At 52.6% G+C, this 20,595-nt stretch carries 18 protein-coding genes; 11 read left to right on the forward strand and 7 right to left on the reverse strand.

What is annotated here, in order from left to right:
- Positions 1–58: 58 nt before the first annotated feature.
- Both lon and clpX (ETA_RS13700) read right to left on the reverse strand, forming a co-directional pair.
- Positions 59–2,413, reverse strand: a complete 2,355-nt coding sequence (gene lon, locus ETA_RS13695) for an endopeptidase La (RefSeq protein ID WP_012442217.1) — start codon at positions 2,411–2,413, stop codon at positions 59–61.
- Positions 2,414–2,603: 190 nt separating this feature from the next.
- Complete coding sequence (gene clpX / locus ETA_RS13700) at positions 2,604–3,878, reverse strand: ATP-dependent protease ATP-binding subunit ClpX (RefSeq protein ID WP_012442218.1); 1,275 nt, start codon at positions 3,876–3,878, stop codon at positions 2,604–2,606.
- 311 nt (positions 3,879–4,189) lie between these two features.
- Between clpX (ETA_RS13700) and ETA_RS13705 the strand changes: the two genes are divergently transcribed.
- Complete coding sequence (locus ETA_RS13705; protein ID WP_012442219.1) at positions 4,190–4,786, forward strand: ATP-dependent Clp protease proteolytic subunit; 597 nt, start codon at positions 4,190–4,192, stop codon at positions 4,784–4,786.
- A 71-nt stretch (positions 4,787–4,857) separates the two neighbouring features.
- Here ETA_RS13705 and clpX (ETA_RS13710) read toward each other — a convergent pair whose 3' ends face one another.
- From clpX (ETA_RS13710) to bolA, 4 genes are all read right to left on the reverse strand, one after another.
- Positions 4,858–6,132, reverse strand: coding sequence for an ATP-dependent protease ATP-binding subunit ClpX (gene clpX, locus ETA_RS13710; protein WP_012442220.1), 1,275 nt, complete (start codon positions 6,130–6,132; stop codon positions 4,858–4,860).
- A gap of 97 nt (positions 6,133–6,229) precedes the next feature.
- Complete coding sequence (gene clpP, locus ETA_RS13715; protein WP_012442221.1) at positions 6,230–6,853, reverse strand: ATP-dependent Clp endopeptidase proteolytic subunit ClpP; 624 nt, start codon at positions 6,851–6,853, stop codon at positions 6,230–6,232.
- A 332-nt stretch (positions 6,854–7,185) separates the two neighbouring features.
- Entirely contained in the window at positions 7,186–8,490 is a 1,305-nt protein-coding gene (gene tig / locus ETA_RS13720; protein WP_012442223.1) for a trigger factor, read from the reverse strand.
- Positions 8,491–8,847: 357 nt separating this feature from the next.
- On the reverse strand, positions 8,848–9,162 hold the full coding sequence (gene bolA / locus ETA_RS13725) for a transcriptional regulator BolA (RefSeq protein ID WP_012442224.1): 315 nt from the start codon (positions 9,160–9,162) through the stop codon (positions 8,848–8,850).
- 264 nt (positions 9,163–9,426) lie between these two features.
- Between bolA and ETA_RS13730 the strand changes: the two genes are divergently transcribed.
- From ETA_RS13730 to ETA_RS13765, 8 genes are all read left to right on the forward strand, one after another.
- The gene (locus tag ETA_RS13730; protein ID WP_012442225.1) at positions 9,427–10,005 is read left to right on the forward strand and encodes a lipoprotein; all 579 of its coding nucleotides are present in this window, start codon (positions 9,427–9,429) and stop codon (positions 10,003–10,005) included.
- A gap of 44 nt (positions 10,006–10,049) precedes the next feature.
- Positions 10,050–11,534 carry a muropeptide MFS transporter AmpG gene (ampG, locus tag ETA_RS13735; protein ID WP_012442226.1) on the forward strand — a complete coding sequence of 495 codons (1,485 nt, stop codon included), beginning with the start codon at positions 10,050–10,052 and terminating at the stop codon, positions 11,532–11,534.
- 531 nt (positions 11,535–12,065) lie between these two features.
- Complete coding sequence (gene cyoA / locus ETA_RS13740) at positions 12,066–13,004, forward strand: cytochrome o ubiquinol oxidase subunit II (RefSeq protein WP_012442227.1); 939 nt, start codon at positions 12,066–12,068, stop codon at positions 13,002–13,004.
- Between the two features lie 4 nt (positions 13,005–13,008).
- Positions 13,009–15,000, forward strand: coding sequence for a cytochrome o ubiquinol oxidase subunit I (gene cyoB, locus ETA_RS13745; protein ID WP_012442228.1), 1,992 nt, complete (start codon positions 13,009–13,011; stop codon positions 14,998–15,000).
- Positions 14,990–15,604, forward strand: a complete 615-nt coding sequence (locus ETA_RS13750; RefSeq protein WP_012442229.1) for a cytochrome o ubiquinol oxidase subunit III — start codon at positions 14,990–14,992, stop codon at positions 15,602–15,604. The genes cyoB and ETA_RS13750 overlap by 11 nt, the downstream gene beginning before the upstream one ends.
- Positions 15,604–15,933, forward strand: a complete 330-nt coding sequence (locus tag ETA_RS13755) for a cytochrome o ubiquinol oxidase subunit IV (protein ID WP_004156287.1) — start codon at positions 15,604–15,606, stop codon at positions 15,931–15,933. Before ETA_RS13750 ends, ETA_RS13755 begins: the two co-directional genes overlap by 1 nt.
- Before the next feature lie 13 nt (positions 15,934–15,946).
- A complete protein-coding gene (gene cyoE / locus ETA_RS13760) occupies positions 15,947–16,834 on the forward strand; it encodes a heme o synthase (protein WP_012442230.1) in 888 nt (295 codons plus the stop codon).
- A gap of 130 nt (positions 16,835–16,964) precedes the next feature.
- Positions 16,965–18,326: an MFS transporter gene (locus ETA_RS13765; protein WP_012442231.1), complete on the forward strand. Its 1,362-nt coding sequence runs from the start codon at positions 16,965–16,967 to the stop codon at positions 18,324–18,326.
- Between the two features lie 88 nt (positions 18,327–18,414).
- Here ETA_RS13765 and ETA_RS13770 read toward each other — a convergent pair whose 3' ends face one another.
- Positions 18,415–18,906 carry a YajQ family cyclic di-GMP-binding protein gene (locus ETA_RS13770; protein WP_012442232.1) on the reverse strand — a complete coding sequence of 164 codons (492 nt, stop codon included), beginning with the start codon at positions 18,904–18,906 and terminating at the stop codon, positions 18,415–18,417.
- A 137-nt stretch (positions 18,907–19,043) separates the two neighbouring features.
- Here ETA_RS13770 and panE point away from each other — a divergent pair, with 137 nt between their 5' ends.
- Complete coding sequence (panE, locus tag ETA_RS13775) at positions 19,044–19,964, forward strand: 2-dehydropantoate 2-reductase (RefSeq protein WP_012442233.1); 921 nt, start codon at positions 19,044–19,046, stop codon at positions 19,962–19,964.
- On the forward strand, positions 19,918–20,514 hold the full coding sequence (gene yajL / locus ETA_RS13780; protein WP_042959064.1) for a protein deglycase YajL: 597 nt from the start codon (positions 19,918–19,920) through the stop codon (positions 20,512–20,514). Before panE ends, yajL begins: the two co-directional genes overlap by 47 nt.
- Positions 20,515–20,595 lie beyond the last annotated feature (81 nt).

The following is a 20,595-nucleotide window of genomic DNA, read 5'->3' on the forward strand; positions in this document are numbered from 1 at the left end:
GCTGGCAAGCACCAATTCACTTACCAGCCTTAGTTTAGGGTGAGTTTGCCTTAAATCACTATTTGGCAGTCACAACCTGCATACCATTAGGCGCATTTTGCAGCGCCAGGGCTAACACTTCTTCGATACGTTTCACCGGGTGGATTTCCAGGTCGGCAATGACGTTTTCCGGGATTTCCTCAAGATCGCGCTTGTTTTCATCCGGGATCAGCACCGTTTTAATGCCACCGCGGTGGGCTGCCAGCAGTTTCTCTTTCAATCCACCAATAGGCAGAACCTGACCACGTAGCGTGATCTCACCAGTCATGGCAACATCAGCACGCACCGGATTACCGGTAAGGCAGGATACCAGCGCGGTACACATGGCGATACCTGCGCTTGGACCATCCTTAGGCGTTGCCCCTTCAGGCACGTGTACGTGAATGTCACGTTTTTCGTAGAAATCACCGTTGATACCCAGTTTCTCTGCACGAGCACGCACGACCGTCAGCGCCGCCTGAATCGATTCTTGCATCACTTCACCCAACGAACCGGTGTAGGTCAGTTTGCCTTTGCCAGGAACGCAGGCGGTTTCGATGGTTAACAGATCGCCACCGACTTCAGTCCACGCCAGACCGGTAACCTGCCCTACACGGTTTTCGCTGTCGGCACGGCCGTAGTCATAACGCTGCACGCCGAGATAATCTTTCAGGTTATCCGCGTTAATTTCAATATGCTTAACAGACTTGTCCATCAGCAGCGTTTTTACCGCTTTGCGGCACAGCTTGGACAGTTCACGCTCCAGGCTACGCACACCCGCCTCACGCGTGTAGTAACGAATAATGCCAACGATAGCGCTATCGTCAACGGTCAGCTCGTGTTCTTTCAACGCGTTGCGTTCGATTTGCTTCGACAGCAGGTGCTGTTTGGCGATATTGAGCTTTTCGTCTTCGGTGTAGCCGGAAAGACGGATCACTTCCATACGGTCCAGTAGCGGAGCCGGAATATTCATCGAGTTAGACGTCGCAACAAACATCACGTCAGAAAGATCGTAATCGACTTCCAGATAGTGATCGTTGAAGGCGATGTTTTGTTCCGGATCGAGCACTTCCAGCAGTGCGGAGGCGGGGTCGCCACGCATATCCGACGACATTTTGTCAATTTCATCCAGCAGGAACAGCGGGTTTTTTACCCCTACTTTCGCCATTTTCTGGATTAGCTTGCCCGGCATCGAACCAATATAGGTACGACGATGCCCGCGGATCTCGGCTTCATCACGCACACCACCCAGCGCCATACGCACGTATTTGCGCCCGGTCGCTTTGGCTATGGACTGTCCGAGGGATGTTTTACCCACGCCAGGAGGTCCAACGAGGCACAGGATAGGGCCTTTAATTTTGCTGACGCGACTCTGCACAGCCAAATATTCGAGGATGCGATCTTTGACACGTTCCAGGCCGAAGTGGTCAGTATCCAGCGTTTCCTGCGCTTTCTGCAGGTCTTTTTTCACCTTGCTGCGCGCATTCCACGGTACCTGCACCATCCAGTCAATGTAACCACGAACCACGGTCGCTTCTGCCGACATCGGCGACATCATTTTTAGCTTTTGCAGTTCGGCTTCGGTTTTTTCACGCGCTTCTTTCGGCATTTTGGCCGCATCGATTTTGCGTTTCAGCGCTTCATTTTCGTCCGGCGCATCGTCCATCTCGCCAAGCTCTTTCTGAATCGCCTTCATTTGCTCATTCAGATAGTATTCACGCTGACTTTTTTCCATCTGCTTTTTAACGCGATTGCGGATACGTTTCTCAACCTGCAGCAGGTCGATTTCCGATTCCATCATCGCCATCAGATATTCCAGACGCTCATTGACGTCTGACATTTCCAGCACCGACTGTTTATCCGCCAGCTTCAAAGGCATATGGGCGGCAACGGTATCAGCAAGGCGCACCGCGTCTTCAATGCTGTTAAGTGAAGTCAGGACTTCCGGCGGGATCTTTTTGTTCAGTTTGATATAGCCTTCAAACTGATTAATCGCCGTACGCACCAGCACTTCCTGCTCGCGTTCTTCAATTTCCGGTGACGTCAGATACTCCGCCTGGGCGCTAAAATGATCGCCGTTATCGGATAAGGTCGTGATGCGCGCGCGCTGTAATCCTTCCACCAGCACTTTAACCGTGCCATCCGGCAGCTTTAGCATCTGCAAAATGGAGGCAACGGTTCCGACTGAGAAGAGGTCGTTAATACCAGGCTCATCCGTTGAAGCTTCTTTCTGAGCGACCAGCATGATCTTTTTGTCATGATCCATGGCGGCTTCAAGGCAGCGAATTGATTTTTCACGACCGACAAACAACGGAATGACCATGTGCGGATAAACCACTACGTCACGCAACGGCAACACAGGGATTTCAATGCGTTCAGAACGCTCAGGATTCATAGAGCTCTCTCTTAGTTTAATTTCCGCCAGGGTAAGGGGACCGCATCATCCAGGATAAGGTGCGGTACAACCCACAGGTACCTGAGTATATGGGGATGAATGGAATAGATTCAATGTCGAGGTTATGAGAAAAGTAAAAGGGGGGAATATTTCCCCCCTGAGCCTTAACTCACTGGAATGATTTGGTTATTTATTCACCAGATACATGCTGAACGTCCGGTTTGCCGTAAATCAGCAACGGCTCGCTTTCTCCGGCAATAACCGATTCGTCAATGACCACTTTTTCCACGTCATCCACCGACGGCAAATCGTACATGGTGTTCAGCAGCGCGGCCTCAACGATTGAACGCAGCCCGCGCGCGCCGGTTTTGCGCAGCATCGCCTTGTTGGCGATGGCCTTCAGCGCCTCTTCCCGGAACTCCAGCTCCACGCCTTCCAGATTAAACAGCGCCTGGTACTGCTTGGTCAGCGCATTTTTCGGCTCGCGCAGGATCTGGATCAGTGCTTCTTCGCTCAGCTCGGTCAGCGTCGCCACCACCGGAAGACGTCCGATAAATTCCGGGATCAGGCCGAATTTAATCAGGTCTTCAGGCTCCACCTGCGCCAGCAGCTCGCCTTCCGTTGCCTTCTCTGACTTGCCCTTCACCGATGCACCAAAGCCGATGCCGCTGCCGCTGTCCACGCGCTGCGAAACCACCTTGTCCAGTCCGGCAAACGCGCCGCCGCAGATAAACAGGATTTTCGAGGTGTCCACCTGCAGAAACTCCTGCTGCGGATGCTTACGCCCGCCCTGCGGGGGAACCGCGGCCACCGTTCCTTCAATCAGCTTCAGCAGCGCCTGCTGAACGCCCTCGCCCGACACGTCGCGGGTAATCGACGGGTTGTCCGACTTGCGCGAAATCTTGTCGATTTCATCGATGTAGACGATGCCACGCTGCGCCTTCTGCACGTCATAATCGCACTTCTGCAGCAGCTTCTGAATGATGTTTTCCACGTCTTCACCCACGTAGCCCGCTTCGGTCAGCGTGGTGGCATCCGCCATGGTGAACGGCACGTCAAGCAGCCGTGCCATCGTCTCGGCGAGCAGGGTTTTACCGCTTCCCGTTGGGCCTATCAGCAGAATGTTGCTTTTACCCAGCTCGATACCGTTGCTGGTGTCGCCGTTACGCAGACGCTTATAGTGGTTGTAGACCGCGACCGACAGCACCTTCTTGGCGCGCTCCTGACCGATAACGTAATCGTCAAGATGGTGGCGGATCTCATGCGGCGTGGGCAGCGAACTGCGCTCGCGGTGCGGTGCAATCTCTTTGATCTCTTCGCGAATGATGTCGTTGCATAAGTCAACGCACTCATCGCAGATGTATACTGACGGGCCGGCAATCAGCTTACGCACTTCATGCTGGCTTTTGCCGCAAAAAGAGCAGTACAGCAGCTTCCCTGAACCGTCCTTGCGTTTGTCTGTCATCGGTTAGCCTCATACCTGGTTCACAACGGAACTGAAATGTTCTGTCGCAATTAACTCCTGCTGAATCTTAATATAGTTCATTTTCCCGTTAAACTGGGACAACAGCACAATATTCCACCATGTGCAGTGCTCAGAAAGGCCATTTTGCATGTTATTTGGCGACATTGCGCTAAAGCAGAAAAATTAGAGGTGAACTTCGCTTAACATGCTGTTTTAAATAATAAATAAGCGGAAACATTCGACTTGATTTAGCTGCTAACTGGATTATGCTAAACTCTGGTCACTTTAAATGAATCCGACGGAGTCTAAGCATGTCTGAAGAGCCAGAGAAAAAAGAAGAAAACGGCCAGGAAGAGAAGAGCTCTGCGCTGGCAGTGAATAAACTGTTGCAGTCACGCTCTATTATCATTTCAGGTGAGATTAACCAGGCGCTCGCCGAGAAAGTGACGGCTCAACTGCTGATCCTCCAGGAAATGGGCGATGAACCCATCAAGCTGTTTATCAACAGCCAGGGGGGCCATGTTGAAGCCGGCGACACCATCCATGACATGATTAGGTTTGTCAGACCTGAAGTGCTGGTTATCGGTACGGGTTGGGTGGCCAGCGCCGGTATCACTATTTTCCTCGCGGCCAACAAAGAAAACCGTTATACGCTGCCAAATACCCGCTTTATGATCCACCAACCGCTGGGCGGCGTACGCGGTAAGGTTTCAGATATTGAGATTGAGGCGAAAGAGCTGCTGCGCGCGCGCGCGCGTATCAATCAGCTTATCAGTAATGCGACAGGCCAACCGCTGGAGAAGGTGGAAAAGGATACGGACAGTAACTACTGGATGAGTCCGGAACAGGCGATTGATTACGGGATCGCCACCCACGTCATCACTTCGTGGAACGAGCTGAAGGCGTAATGCGCTTTAGCCTGATATAAAAACGGCCCGCTTCTGACTGGCGGGCCGTTTTTATTTGCATAACAAATGGATTATTCTCCAGATGCCTGCTGCGTGTCTGCCTTACGATAAATCAGCTGCGGATCGCTTTCTCCGGCAATAACCGATTCGTCAATGACCACTTTTTCCACGTCATCCACCGACGGCAAATCGTACATGGTGTTCAGCAGCGCGGCCTCGACGATCGAACGCAGCCCGCGCGCGCCGGTTTTGCGCAACATCGCCTTGTTGGCGATGGCCTTCAGCGCCTCTTCCCGGAACTCCAGCTCCACGCCTTCCAGATTAAACAGCGCCTGGTACTGCTTGGTCAGCGCATTTTTCGGCTCGCGCAGGATCTGGATCAGCGCTTCTTCGCTCAGCTCGGTCAGCGTCGCCACCACCGGAAGACGTCCGATAAATTCCGGGATCAGGCCGAATTTAATCAGGTCTTCAGGCTCCACCTGCGCCAGCAGCTCGCCTTCCGTTGCCTTCTCGGACTTGCCCTTCACCGATGCACCAAAGCCGATGCCGCTGCCGCTGTCCACGCGCTGCGAAACCACCTTGTCCAGTCCGGCAAACGCGCCGCCGCAGATAAACAGGATTTTCGAGGTGTCCACCTGCAGAAACTCCTGCTGCGGATGCTTACGCCCGCCCTGCGGGGGAACCGCGGCCACCGTTCCTTCAATCAGCTTCAGCAGCGCCTGCTGAACGCCCTCGCCCGACACGTCGCGGGTAATCGACGGGTTGTCCGACTTGCGCGAAATCTTGTCGATTTCATCGATGTAGACGATGCCACGCTGCGCCTTCTGCACGTCATAGTCGCACTTCTGCAGCAGCTTCTGAATGATGTTTTCCACGTCTTCACCCACGTAGCCCGCTTCGGTCAGCGTGGTGGCATCCGCCATGGTGAACGGCACGTCAAGCAGCCGTGCCATCGTCTCGGCGAGCAGGGTTTTACCGCTTCCCGTTGGGCCTATCAGCAGAATGTTGCTTTTACCCAGCTCGATACCGTTGCTGGTGTCGCCGTTACGCAGACGCTTATAGTGGTTGTAGACCGCGACCGACAGCACCTTCTTGGCGCGCTCCTGACCGATAACGTAATCGTCAAGATGGTGGCGGATCTCATGCGGCGTGGGCAGCGAACTGCGCTCGCGGTGCGGTGCAATCTCTTTGATCTCTTCGCGAATGATGTCGTTGCATAAGTCAACGCACTCATCGCAGACATATACTGACGGGCCGGCAATCAGCTTACGCACTTCATGCTGGCTTTTGCCGCAAAAAGAGCAGTACAGCAGCTTCCCTGAACCGTCTTTGCGTTTATCTGTCATTTACTTCCCTCTCATTGTCGCGCTTATCTTCCCACCGGGGGAGTACAAGCAGACCGCGGCCGGCGAAGGCAACGGTTATCTGTCAGCACAGACTTAATCAATTACGCTGGGCTAAGACTGAATCCACTAAACCATATTCCACGGACTCACTGGCCGACAGGAAGCGATCGCGATTGGTATCGCGCTCAATGGTTTCAATCGTCTGGCCGGTATGTTTTGCCATCAGCTCATTCATCATCTGTTTGGTTTTGATGATTTCGCGCGCATGAATATCAATATCTGAAGCCTGGCCCTGGAAGCCGCCCAAAGGCTGGTGGATCATGACGCGTGAATTAGGCAGGCAGTAACGCTTACCTTTTGCGCCAGCAGTCAGTAGGAAGGCTCCCATAGAACAGGCCTGCCCCATACAGATAGTGCTGACGTCAGGTTTAATGAACTGCATAGTATCGTAAATTGACATACCTGCGGTAATCACGCCACCGGGAGAATTGATATAAAGATGGATATCTTTTTCTGGATTCTCCGCTTCCAGGAACAGCATCTGCGCGACGATCAGGTTAGCCATATGGTCTTCAACCTGACCGGTCAGGAAAATAATGCGCTCTTTAAGTAGGCGCGAGTAGATGTCGTATGAACGCTCTCCGCGAGAGGTTTGTTCGACCACCATTGGCACCAAGGCCATATGAGGTGCTGTTAGTTCACGTTCGCCACTGTATGACATTACCGTCTCCTGGATATATTTCATTAGGCAACACTCTGTCGCGATTCTACTTGAGAGCGTTCAGGAACACTACGATTCCTGGCCTGACTACCCGATGCCATCCGGACAATGATCGGGCCCGATGACTTCATTGTAACCATTTGGGGATCTTCCCCTGCTATTTCAAGCATAACAACGTTTTTATCAACTGCTAACCTGGAAAACAGCTTAACGGGTAATTTGCGGATTAAATGCGCAAATAACTGGCAAAAGTACCAGTTTGTCACACCATAAAAAGTAAAAGCCCGCAACCAAAAGGTTGCGGGCTTAAGTGACTGCCGGAAAAATTTAAATCAGGCCGTAGCGGTCTGGTTCATCAGTTCCTGGAAGTTTGTTGCTTTTTCCGTCACTTTTGCTTTTTCCAGCACGGCTTCAACAGCCTGCTCTTCCAACGCAACGTTACGCATATTGTTCATCAGCTCGTTGTTTTTGCTGTAGAACTCGATCACTTCTGATGGATCTTCGTAAGCTGAAGCCATCTCTTCGATCAATGCGTTAACGCGGGTTTCGTCAGCTTTTAACTCGTGAGTGCGAATAACTTCACCCAGCAGAAGACCCACCACTACGCGGCGTTTTGCCTGCTCTTCAAACAGTTCACGAGGAAGTTCAAGAGCCTGCTTCTCATCGCCACCGAAGCGCTGTGCTGCCTGGCGCTTAAGAACGTCAATCTCACCGTCAACCAGCGCGGCAGGAACGTCGATATCGTTAGCTTTTACCAGACCGTCAATTGCCTGAGTCTTCACGCGGTTACGCACGGCACCTTTCAGTTCACGCTGCATGTTCTTACGAACTTCTGCACGCAGACCGTCCAGAGAACCCGCTTCAACGCCGAAACGTTTAATGAATTCTTCAGTTAGCTCTGGCAGTTCACGTTCTTCAACTTTCTTCAGCACGATGTCAAACTTCGCTGCTTTACCTTTCAGGTTTTCAGCGTGGTAGTCTTCCGGGAAGTTGACGTCGATAGTGAAAGTTTCGCCCGCTTTGTGGCCAACAACGCCCTCTTCGAAGCCTGGGATCATACGACCCTGGCCCATCGCCAGTACGAAATCGGACGCTTTGCCGCCTTCAAACTCTTCACCGTCTACAGAACCGCTGAAATCGATGGTTGCGCGATCTTCGGCTGTCGCTGCGGCATCGGTTTCTTTCCAGGTGGCCTGCTGCTTGCGCAGAGTTTCCAGCATGGTATCAACGTCAGCTTCTGTGACTTCAACAACCGGTTTTTCAACTTCGATTGCATCCAGCCCCTGCAGCTCAACTTCTGGGTAAACTTCAAACTCGGCAGAGAAGGTAAAGTCTTCACCGATTTTGTACTCGCCCGGCACGTACTGAGGCGAGCCAGCCGGGTTAATTTTTTCTTTGATGATCGCATCAACAAAGTTACGCTGCATCAGATCGCCCAGCACGTCCTGGCGAACGGAAGCACCGTAACGCTGTGCCACTACGGTCATCGGCACTTTGCCTTTACGGAAACCATCGATGCGTACTTTCTTAGCTACGCTGACCAGCTCACTTTTCACCGCGTTTTCGATCACATCTTTATCAACGGTAATCGTTACGCGACGGCCCAGGCCCTGAGTTGTTTCTACTGAAACTTGCATCTTATTACCTCAAAAAATCACGTGCTCGGTCAACTTCAGACGCATCCCGTATTTCATTGACAGGATGAATCTAACAACCGGGACGGCTTCTGATGCCAGAATCTCATTCCCTGTTAACAAAAGCGTCCCGAAGACATAGCTGAAAAATAGACGCAGCATTATAGCGGCAACATCTTGACGAGTCGAGGCTCCACTATGAGTGGAACCGCGCAACTTCTTACATTTTTGTCATTTAAGCGCAATATTTTACCGCCAGCCGCTATTTTTTTGCTTAAGCGCGAAGGGAACACCTTAAAATCCGCGGGCGAATGGACAATAACGCCGTAACGTGCGGCGGCTGAACCGTTCACGAATCTGTCAGGCAAGCGTCCCGGCACCTCGGCAGTTGGGCGATGGCGGAACGCGACCCGGCAACTCGGCCCACTCCTTCGGCGTATAGCTGTGCAGCGCCAATGCGTGCACGCTGCCTGCCAGTTCATCGGCCAGCACGGCATAAATAGCGCGGTGTCGGGCGAGCGAGCGCTGGTCATTGAAGCTTTCACTAACGATAACCACTTTAAAATGGCTCTCCGCCCCCGCGGGCACGTTGTGACGATGGCTTTCATCCTGCACCTCGAGTTGCAGCGGAGAAAAAGCGGTACGTAACTTTTCTTCTATTTGTTCACGGATCATTCCAAGACTCCTTTGATGCAGAAGGTCAGGCTTTATCCCCTGGCCATGGTCATATTTCAGATAAAACCGACTACGCATAACCCGCGTTATCTATACACAGTAAAAGGTGAGCCAACGCGGCGCCACGATGTATGGGTGCTAAGGTTCAACCGCCGGTGACAGGGGGGCCAATTTACCCGCGACAAGGGGTTCCTCTACAGGCAGGCAATGATATGATGGCGAAAGTTTTGTCAGCAATACTTTTCACGTAATAGAGAAAAAAGCATGTTAAAAAAAGTTATCTTCCCCCTGCTGGCCGTATTTATTCTGGCCGGCTGTGCAAATAATAGCAGCACGCTTGATGTTGCTCCGAAAATTGAGTTACCCCAGCGCGACCCAGGCCTGATGGCTACCACTGTCAGCATCACGGGTGCCGACAGGCGCAGCGATCAGGCGCTGGCGAAAGTGAATCGTGACGGCCAGTTGGTCACGCTTACGCCTTCGCGCGATCTGCGTTTCCTTTTGCAGGAAACGTTGGAAAAACAGATGACCGCACGCGGCTACATGGTCGGACCCAGTGGTGCAGTCGATCTGCAGATCGTCGTCAATAACCTGTATGCCGATGTCACCCAGGGCAATGTCCGTTACAGCATTACCACCAAAGCGGATATTTCCGTCATCGCCACCGCCAAAAACGGCAGTAAGCAGGTGAAAAACTACCGTCAGACCAACAGCGTAGAAGGGGCATTCTCGGCAACCAACGAGAAAATCACCAATGTTGTTAACGCGGCCTTAGGCGATGTTATTGCCGACATGGCGCAGGACACCAGCGTTACCGAGTTTATTAAACACAACGCGCGCTAACTCTCCCCGGCCCGGCAGGACGCCGGGCCTGATTTAAGGTTCGTATGCCCAATCAATATCTGCAGATTTTCACGCGCCGTAATAGCGCCCTTCTTTTATTACTCGGCTTCGCTTCCGGCCTTCCGCTGGCGCTGACGTCGGGTACGCTGCAAGCCTGGATGGCGGTTGAGAATGTCGATATCAAAACTATCGGCTTCTTTTCCCTGGTCGGCCAGGCCTACGTGTTCAAGTTTCTCTGGTCACCACTGATGGACCGCTATACGCCGCCGTTTCTTGGCCGCAGGCGTGGCTGGCTGCTTGTTACGCAAATATTACTGACGGTCGGCATTGCGTTAATGGGGTTTATGCAGCCCTCTCACGACCTGACGCTTTTGGCCGCGCTGGCAGTGCTGATTGCCTTCTGTTCGGCATCCCAGGACATCGTATTTGACGCGTGGAAAACAGACGTACTGTCGGTGGCCGAACGCGGCGGTGGTGCGGCAATCAGCGTTCTGGGATACCGGCTTGCGATGCTGGTTTCCGGCGGTCTGGCGCTCTGGCTGGCGGACCGTTATCTTGGCTGGCAAGCTATCTGGTGGCTGATGGCTGCCATGATGCTGCCTGGGATCATAGCCACCCTTTTGGCAAAAGAGCCGGACGGTACGGTGGGGCGCCCGCGCTCGCTGGAAGAAGCCGTGGTTGCCCCGCTACGCGATTTTTTTAGTCGTAACAATGCCTGGCTGATCTTGTCATTGATCGTCCTCTATAAGCTGGGCGATGCCTTTGCGGCCAGCCTGACCACCTTCTTTCTGATACGCGGCGTCGGGTTTGATGCGGGGGATGTTGGACTGGTCAATAAAACGCTCGGCCTGGTGGCGACCATTGTCGGTGCTCTGGCCGGCGGCGTATTGATGCAGCGTCTGAGCCTGTTCCGGGCTTTAATGCTGTTCGGCATTTTGCAGGCGGTCTCCAATCTTGGCTACTGGGTACTGTCGGTCACTGATAAAAATCTTTATAACATGGCCGCAGCGGTCACCGTCGAAAACCTGTGCGGCGGCATGGGTACGGCCGCCTTCGTGGCGCTGCTGATGACCCTGTGCAACCGGTCGTTTTCCGCCACCCAGTTTGCCCTGCTCTCTGCGCTCTCTGCGGTGGGTCGCGTTTACGTTGGGCCAGTCGCGGGCTGGTTTGTTGAAAGCTGGGGTTGGCCAACCTTTTACGCGTTCACCGTAGTGGCCGCCCTACCGGGTCTGCTGCTGCTGGCGGGCTGCAAATCGACGCTGGAATATGCGCAGGATCACAGTGATTTTCCGCCGCGTAGCACCCGGCTTTCAGGCTATCGTTGGGCGCTGCGCGCGCTGATTTTAGGTTTCGCGCTGCTGGCAGTCTGGTTACTGTTACTGATGCTGGAGGCGCTGGGATGGCTGGCCGTTAGCGGGTTGAGCACCCTGCTGTTTGAGAGCGGTATCATATTGCTGCTGGCTGCCATTGTGCTCGGAACCTCGCTCGACTATCTCGCGGCGCGTAAAAGCAACCAGCCAGGTCAATAAGGTCGCGTAATTTTCGCCAGGAGGATCCGGGGTTAAGTTAGCCACAACGCGCTGGCTGACTTAGCCCATTCAGGCTGGTGACGCCCCGTTAATGTGAGCCAGGACGGAGACCATCGTCCGACCAATGTTAAATTTACCAGAAGAATTTTTTTTCCGTTTTAGGGGGCAATTGACTAAGTAAAACTTATCAATTGTCACCCAGCCCTGCTTTATTAATAACCGGTGCGTAACTAGCGTAAGTTAAAATCAACGGTCATTATGATAATTTTATGTTAAATAATTGGGGCAATATCGACTGGTTATAGCAATTACACTTTCTGTAAGGTTATTTAAATCAGATTTTGTTATATTAGCGCCAACCCTTTGCCAGCATTCACATTTTGTCACCTTCGGCAACAGATGTGACAGCGTTTGCAAAAGGTGTCAACACCCTGCTGACACAACCTGTTGCAGGTTTACAGTACAGAAACCTTCCCGTAAAATGCAGCCACACTTAAACGACAATAGAGCCCTTGTCATTGAGGTCGTTAAATGAGACTCAGTAAATACAATAAAAGTTTGGGGATTCTGTCATTAATCGCAAGCATGGTTTTATTAAGTGGTTGTGATAGTGCGTTATTGAATCCCAAAGGACAGATTGCGATGGAGCAACGTTCGCTGATTTTGACGGCTTTCGGCCTGATGATGATCGTCGTTATCCCAGCAGTCTTGATGGCCGTGGTGTTCGCCTGGAAGTATCGGGCATCCAACACTAACGCAAAATACAGCCCAAACTGGTCACACTCTAACAAAGTGGAAGCCGTGGTATGGACTGTTCCCATCTTGATCATTGTTTTTCTTGGCATCCTGACGTGGAAATCCACTCACGCTCTGGAACCAAGTAAACCACTGGAATCTGATGCTAAGCCTGTTGTGATCGAAGTCGTATCGCTTGACTGGAAATGGCTGTTCATCTATCCGGAACAGGGTATTGCTACCGTTAACCAGATTGCTTTCCCGGCTAACCGTCCTGTGAGCTTCAAGATCACCTCTAATACCGTCATGAACTCCTTCTTTATTCCTACCCTCGGTAGCCAGATTTACGCTATGGCGGGAATGCAGACTAAGCTGCATTTGATTGCGAATGAAGCCGGCACCTTTAACGGTATCTCTTCCAACTTCAGCGGTCGTGGATTCTCTGGTATGAAGTTCAAAGCGATTGCGACACCTGACGAAGCTACCTTCGACCAGTGGGTTGCAAAAGCAAAAGAATCTCCAGAAACCCTCATGACAATGGATGATTTTAACAAGCTGGCTGCGCCTAGCGAAAATCACCCGGTGGAATTCTTCTCAAGTGTGAAACCTGAACTGTTCAAAGATGTTATTGGCCAGTTCCAGATGAACCACGGCGGAAGCATGGAAATGTCTCACGGTGCAGGCCATGAAGGCATGGATATGAGCAATACCGCTCACGCGGGAGCCGAGGAATAATACGATGTTAGGAAAATTAACCCTGGATGCCGTTCCTTACCACGAACCGATTATCGTGGTAACGATCGCCGCCATTATTCTTGGCGGTCTTGCCATTGCCGGAGCACTGACCTACTTCGGTAAATGGAAATATCTCTGGACCGAGTGGCTGACGTCTGTTGACCACAAAAGACTCGGCATCATGTACATCATCATGGCATTTGTCATGATGCTGCGCGGCTTTGCCGATGCGGTAATGATGCGTAGCCAGCAGGTGCTCGCCTCTGCGGGTGAAGCCGGATTCCTGCCACCGCACCACTACGATCAGATTTTCACCGCCCACGGCGTGATTATGATCTTCTTCGTAGCGATGCCGTTTGTTGTGGGTCTGATGAACATCGCTGTTCCTCTACAGATCGGCGCACGCGACGTGGCCTTCCCGTTCCTGAACAACCTCAGCTTCTGGTTCACCGCTGTGGGTGTGGTGCTGGTTAACCTGTCACTGGGTGTGGGCGAGTTCGCGCAAACGGGCTGGCTGGCTTACCCTCCACTCTCGGGGGCGGAATACAGTCCGGGAGTCGGCGTTGACTACTGGATATGGAGTCTGCAGCTTTCCGGTATTGGTACAACCCTGACAGGTATCAACTTCTTCGTGACCATCATGAAGATGCGCGCGCCCGGCATGACCATGTTTAAAATGCCGGTGTTCACCTGGGCTTCCCTGTGCACCAACGTGCTGATCATCGCCGCGTTCCCGGTTCTGACCGTGACCCTGGCCCTGCTGACCCTCGACCGTTATCTTGGTTTCCATTTCTTTACCAATGATATGGGCGGCAACATGATGATGTACGTCAACCTGATCTGGGTTTGGGGTCATCCGGAAGTTTATATTCTGGTTCTGCCGGTCTTCGGTGTGTTCTCGGAAGTGGTTGCTACCTTCTCCAAAAAACGTCTGTTTGGTTACACCTCACTGGTATGGGCAACGGTAGTCATTACCATCCTGTCCTTTATCGTGTGGCTGCACCACTTCTTCACCATGGGCGCGGGTGCCAACGTTAACGCCTTCTTCGGTATTATGACGATGATTATCGCCATTCCGACCGGTGTTAAGATCTTTAACTGGCTGTTCACCATGTACCAGGGCCGCATTCAGATGCACTCTGCGATGCTGTGGACCGTAGGCTTCCTGGTCACCTTCTCTGTAGGTGGTATGACCGGGGTTCTGCTGGCCGTGCCGGGTGCGGACTTCGTGCTGCACAACAGCCTGTTCCTGATTGCTCACTTCCATAACGTGATTATCGGTGGTGTGGTGTTTGGCTGCTTCGCGGGTGTGACTTACTGGTTCCCGAAAGCATTCGGCTTTACGCTGAATGAAACTTGGGGTATCCGGGCATTCTGGTTCTGGATAATCGGCTTCTTCGTCGCCTTTATGCCGCTGTATGTACTGGGCTTTATGGGTATGACGCGCCGTCTCAGCCAGGATATCGACCCGCAGTTCCACCCAATGCTGGTTATTGCCGCGTGCGGTGCTGCGCTCATCGCCTGTGGCGTTGCCTGTCAGCTGATTCAGTTCTACGTCTCGGTACGTGACCGTGAGCAGAATCGTGACCTGACCGGTGACCCGTGGGGCGCGCGTACTCTGGAGTGGGCAACCTCTTCTCCACCGCCGTTCTATAACTTTGCTATTGTTCCTGAAGTTCACGAACGTGATGCGTTCTGGGAAATGAAGGAAAAAGGTGAAGCCTACAAGCGTCCGGCCCACTATGCTGAAATTCACATGCCGAAGAACAGCGGTGCGGGTGTGGTTATCGGTTTCTTCAGCCTGATCTTCGGTTTTGCTGCCATCTGGCACATCTGGTGGCTGGTAGGCCTGTCATTCCTGGGCATGATCGTGTCCTGGATCGTCAAGAGCTTTGACGAAGACGTGGATTACTATGTTCCTGTTGCCGAGATCGAAAAAATCGAGAATCAGCACTTTGACGAAATTAGCAAAGCAGGTCTGAAAAATGTCGACTGAAACTCTCACTAAACACCACGACGCCCATGCGGAGCATGGGCATCACGATGCGGGAGCCAACAAAGTCTTTGGCTTCTGGATCTACCTGATGAGCGACTGCATCATTTTCGCAACCCTGTTTGCGACTTATGGTGTCATGGTTAACAACACCGCAGGCGGCCCGGCAGGAAAAGATATCTTTGAACTGCCGTTCGTACTGGTGGAAACCGCCCTGCTTCTGTTGAGCTCCATTACCTATGGTTTTGCCGTCATCAACATGAACAAGGGTCAGAAAGGTGCGGTCATTGGTTGGCTGGCGATGACCTTCCTGTTTGGTCTGGGCTTCATCGGCATGGAAATCTATGAATTCCATCACCTGATTGCCGAAGGCTTCGGTCCTGACCGCAGCGGCTTCCTGTCAGCCTTCTTTACGCTGGTAGGTACGCACGGTCTGCACGTGACTTCCGGGTTGATCTGGATGCTGGTGTTGATGTATCAGGTCGCTAAACGCGGTCTGAGCGACAGCAACCGTACGCGTATTATGTGTCTGAGCCTGTTCTGGCACTTCCTGGACGTTGTGTGGATCTGCGTATTCACCATTGTTTACCTGATGGGGGTGATGTAATGAGCCATCCTGCAACTGAACATGGCGCTTCTCATGGTAGCGTGAAGTCTTATATGATCGGCTTTATCCTGTCGATCATTCTGACCGGTATCCCATTCTGGATGGTGATGGACGGTGGCGCTTCTAAAGCGACCATCCTCGCCGTGGTTCTGGTGTGTGCAGTTGTCCAGGTGCTGGTGCACCTGGTGTACTTCCTGCACCTGGACAGTAAGTCCGAGGGGGGCTGGAACCTGATTGCTATCGTGTTTGCAGCACTTATCATCCTGATTGTTGTTGTCGGCTCGCTGTGGATCATGTGGAACCTCAACTACAACATGATGAGCCATTAACCGAGCTACTGTGATGATTAAGCAATACCTGCAAGTGACAAAACCAGGAATTATTTTCGGGAATTTAATTTCTGTTATCGGGGGATTCCTGCTGGCTTCTAAAGGCAGCATCGACTATTCCCTGTTTCTCGCCACTTTAGTCGGTGTCTCGCTGGTGGTCGCATCGGGTTGTGTTTATAACAACTTTATCGACCGTGACATCGACAAAAAAATGGAGAGAACCAAGAATCGGGTGCTGGTTAAAGGCCTCATCTCTCCGAAATTAAGCCTGGTTTATGCAACCGTGTTAGGTATTGCTGGCTTCGCGCTGTTGTATTTCGGAGCAAACCCGCTGGCGATGTGGCTGGCGGTGATGGGGTTTGTGGTTTATGTCGGCGTTTACAGCCTGTACATGAAACGCAACTCCGTCTACGGCACGCTGATTGGCAGCCTGTCAGGAGCCGCACCGCCGGTCATCGGCTACTGTGCGGTTTCCGGACAGTTTGATGCAGGTGCCCTGATCCTGCTGGCTATCTTTAGCCTGTGGCAGATGCCGCATTCTTATGCGATTGCCATCTTCCGCTTTAAAGATTACCAGGCCGCCAACATTCCGGTTCTGCCGGTGGTAAAAGGGATTTCGGTAGCCAAAAACCATATCACGGTGTATATCATCGCGTTTATGGTTGCCACGCTGATGTTGACCCTGGTGGGCTACGCTGGCTACAAGTACCTGGTGGTGGCGTCCGCCGTTAGCGTCTGGTGGTTGGGAATGGCGCTTTCAGGTTACAAAACCCAGAACGATCGTGTCTGGGCGCGTAAACTGTTCGTGTTCTCGATTGTGGCTATCACCGCGCTGAGCGTGATGATGTCCATCGACTTTATGACTCCAGCCTCGAAAGACCTGCTTACCTATATCGGTTAACCGCAGGCCACATCTCTGCACAGGGCGCGATTTCGCGCCCTTTCTTCTTGTCATAAATGCTTAAAAAGTAATATTTTACCCGCCCTGCCCTGACGCATAAAATAGAGCAACTAAGAGCATTGAGGTAGTCATGAACGATAATAAAATGACTCCGGTTGAGCTGCGTGCAACCTGGGGTTTAGGGACGGTTTTTTCCCTGCGTATGCTGGGAATGTTTATGGTACTTCCCGTTCTTACCACCTATGGCATGGCATTACAGGGAGCCAGTGAAACGCTTATTGGGCTAGCCATCGGCATATACGGTTTAGCGCAGGCCGTTTTTCAAATTCCTTTCGGGCTTCTCTCCGACCGCATTGGCCGTAAACCGTTAATTATCGGTGGACTGCTGATCTTCGCCATCGGTAGCGTTATCGCTGCCATGACAACGTCTATTTGGGGAGTGATCCTCGGCCGCGCGCTACAGGGTTCCGGCGCGATTGCCGCCGCCGTTATGGCTCTGCTGTCAGACCTGACGCGTGAACAGAACCGCACCAAGGCGATGGCGTTTATCGGTATCAGTTTTGGCATTACCTTCGCCATTGCTATGGTGCTGGGGCCGATAATCACCCATGCGCTGGGCCTGCACGCACTGTTCTGGATGATTGCCCTTCTGGCCGTATGCGGCATTGCTATCACCCTGCTGGTGGTACCTTCGGCGTCAAGCCACGTGCTCAATCGTGAATCGGGCATCGTCAAGGGCAGCATTCGTGATGTTCTCGCCAACCGCCGTCTTGTTAAGCTCAATATCGGTATTCTCTGCCTGCATATTTTGCTGATGTCGAGCTTTGTTGCCCTGCCCGGCCAGTTTGAACAAGCAGGGTTCCCCGCCAGCGAACACTGGAAAGTTTATCTTTTTACCATGCTGATCGCGTTCGCTGCCGTACTGCCCTTCATTATCTACGCCGAAGTAAAACGCAGGATGAAGCGTGTGTTTGTCTGCTGTGTGGCGCTAATGCTGGTGGCTGAAATCGTCTTGTGGGGATCGGGTAATCATTTCTGGACGCTGGTTCTCGGCGTTCAGCTGTTCTTTATTGGTTTTAATCTGATGGAAGCGATACTGCCATCGCTGGTCAGTAAAGAGTCCCCGCCAGGTTATAAAGGCACCGCGATGGGTCTCTATTCCACCAGCCAGTTCATTGGCGTGGCGATTGGCGGTAGTATGGGCGGTTGGGTATTTGGCCATATTGATGCGCAGAGCGTATTCCTGCTCGGCGCGCTGATTGCGGTCGCCTGGCTGTTACTGAGCCTGAGCATGAAGGAACCGCCCTATGTCAGCAGCCTGCGGATCACTCTTGAGCATTGTGGTCTGGATAAACTGAGCCTGGAACAGAAATTAAAATCACATAATGGCGTGTCAGACGTGTTTATCGTGCCCGAAGAGCAGAGCGCCTACGTCAAAATTGACAGCAAGGTTACCAACCGCGCCGAGTTGGAGAAACTGATTGCGGGATAACCGCCACCGGGTTTGAGTTCCCTGTCAGTAAAATCCTGACATACGCACAGTATGTCAGGATAAGCACAGCACCAACCGAAAACGTCAGCTAGTCGCGGAAGTTCTTAAACTGGAACGGCTGCCCCAATTCACCCTTGCGTACCAGCGCCATCGCGCCCTGCAGATCGTCGCGTGATTTACCGGTCACACGGACTTCATCGCCCTGAATCTGCGACTGTACTTTCAGCTTGCTGTCTTTAATCAGCTTAACCAGCTTTTTGGCGATATCGGTTTCGATGCCTTTCTTCATTTTCGCATCGACGATCCAGCTTTTACCGCTGTGCTCAATCTGCTCCGGAACCTCAAGCGCCCCGCCCTCTATCCCGCGTTTTAACAGTTTTTCGCGCAGGATATCAACCAGCTGTTTTACCTGGAAATCAGATTCGCTAGAGACTTTGATCGACTCACTTTTTTCATTCAGCTCGAAACTGGCCTGAACGCCGCGAAAATCAAAGCGTGTGGATATCTCACGGTTAGCATTGTCTACCGCGTTACGCACTTCCTGCATATCAATTTCAGAAACGATATCGAAAGATGGCATGATCTATTCTCCTGATACTAAAGTGACAGGCATAATACCCGCTTGCAGCGGGTAAATAAAACCACCGAAGCTGAAAGCTAAAATAATAAGCAGGTATGCTTCAAGCTGGTCAAGCAACCCGCATGCGGGGAGGAACAATGAAAATTACCGTACTGGGATGTGGAGCCTTAGGGCAAATCTGGCTAGCCGCGCTTGAACGGCAGGGGCACGAGGTCCAGGGCTGGCTACGGGTTCCGCAACCCTATTGTTCGGTGAATGTGATCGATCTGCAAGGTGCGACGATTAATAAGACCTTTATCGCCAATGACCCGGTTTTTCTAGCCGAGAGCCAACTCCTGATCGTCACACTGAAAGCCTGGCAGGTCTCCGAGTCCGTGAGAAGTCTGCAATTTACTCTCCCCGAACGCTGCCCGATACTGCTGTTGCATAACGGTATGGGAACCCTGGAGGAGTTGAAAAACCTGCATCAGCCACTCTTACGCGGCGTGACGACCCACGCCGCAAAGCGTGACGGCACGGTAATTATTCATGTCGCCTCCGGCATTACCCACATCGGCCCCACCACTGCGGCGGGAGCCGAGTTAAGCGATTTAGCCGAGGTGCTGCACTGCGCTCTGCCGGATGTTGCCTGGCACAATAATGTGGCTTCCGCCGCGTGGCAAAAACTGGCGGTTAATTGCGTGATTAACCCCCTGACGGTTTTTTATGACTGCACCAATGGTGAACTGGCTGAACATCGTCAGGAGATTGAGTCCCTGAGCGATGAGGTAGCCGCCGTTATGGAGCGTGAAGGCCAGCATATATCGCGCGAATGGCTTATCGACTATGTGCTGGAGGTGATTCGTACCACCGCCGCCAATACTTCCTCTATGCTCCAGGACATTCGCGCCCAGCGCCGCACCGAAATCGACTATATCAACGGCTACGTCATTCGTCGCGCACGCGCTCAGGGTTTGAATACCCCTCATAACACCCGCCTTTATGAATTTATTAAGCGAAAGGAACAAAATTATGATCGAGAAACCATCGGTTCTGGTCTGCCTGGCACCTGGGAGTGAAGAAACCGAGGCGGTCACCACCATCGATTTGCTGGTGCGCGCCGGGCTGAAAGTGGTCACTGCCAGCGTTGCTGATGACGGCAACTGTGAAATCATTTGCTCACGCGGGGTCAGGCTGTTGGCCGATGCGCCGCTGGTGGAAGTCGCCGATGAAGATTTTGCCGCCATCGTTTTGCCGGGCGGCCTTAAAGGGGCTGAATGCTTTCGGGACAGCCCCCTTCTGGTGGAAACTCTCCGTCACTTCAATCAGTCAGGGCGCATCGTTGCCGCAATCTGTGCCGCCGCCGCAACCGTGCTGGTCCCGCACAATCTGTTCCCGGTAGGGAATATGACTGGCTACCCGGGGCTGAAGGATAACATCCCATCAGAGAAATGGATGGACAAACGCGTGGTGTGGGATCGGCGGGTCAATCTGCTGACCAGCCAGGGGCCAGGCACCGCCATTGATTTTGCCCTGAAGCTCATTGATTTGCTGGTAGGTAAAGAAACGGCGCGTGAAGTCGCCGCGCAGCTGGTTGTGGCTGCCGGGATCTATGATTACCGCGATTAAAATTTATCGTTTTGCCAGTGCGCGCATCAGGCATCGACGATGCGGTGAGTTTTGCGTCCGGCCAGCGCACCATCACCCAAT

This window comes from Erwinia tasmaniensis Et1/99, from assembly GCF_000026185.1.
GTDB classification, from domain to species: Bacteria; Pseudomonadota; Gammaproteobacteria; order Enterobacterales; family Enterobacteriaceae; genus Erwinia; species Erwinia tasmaniensis.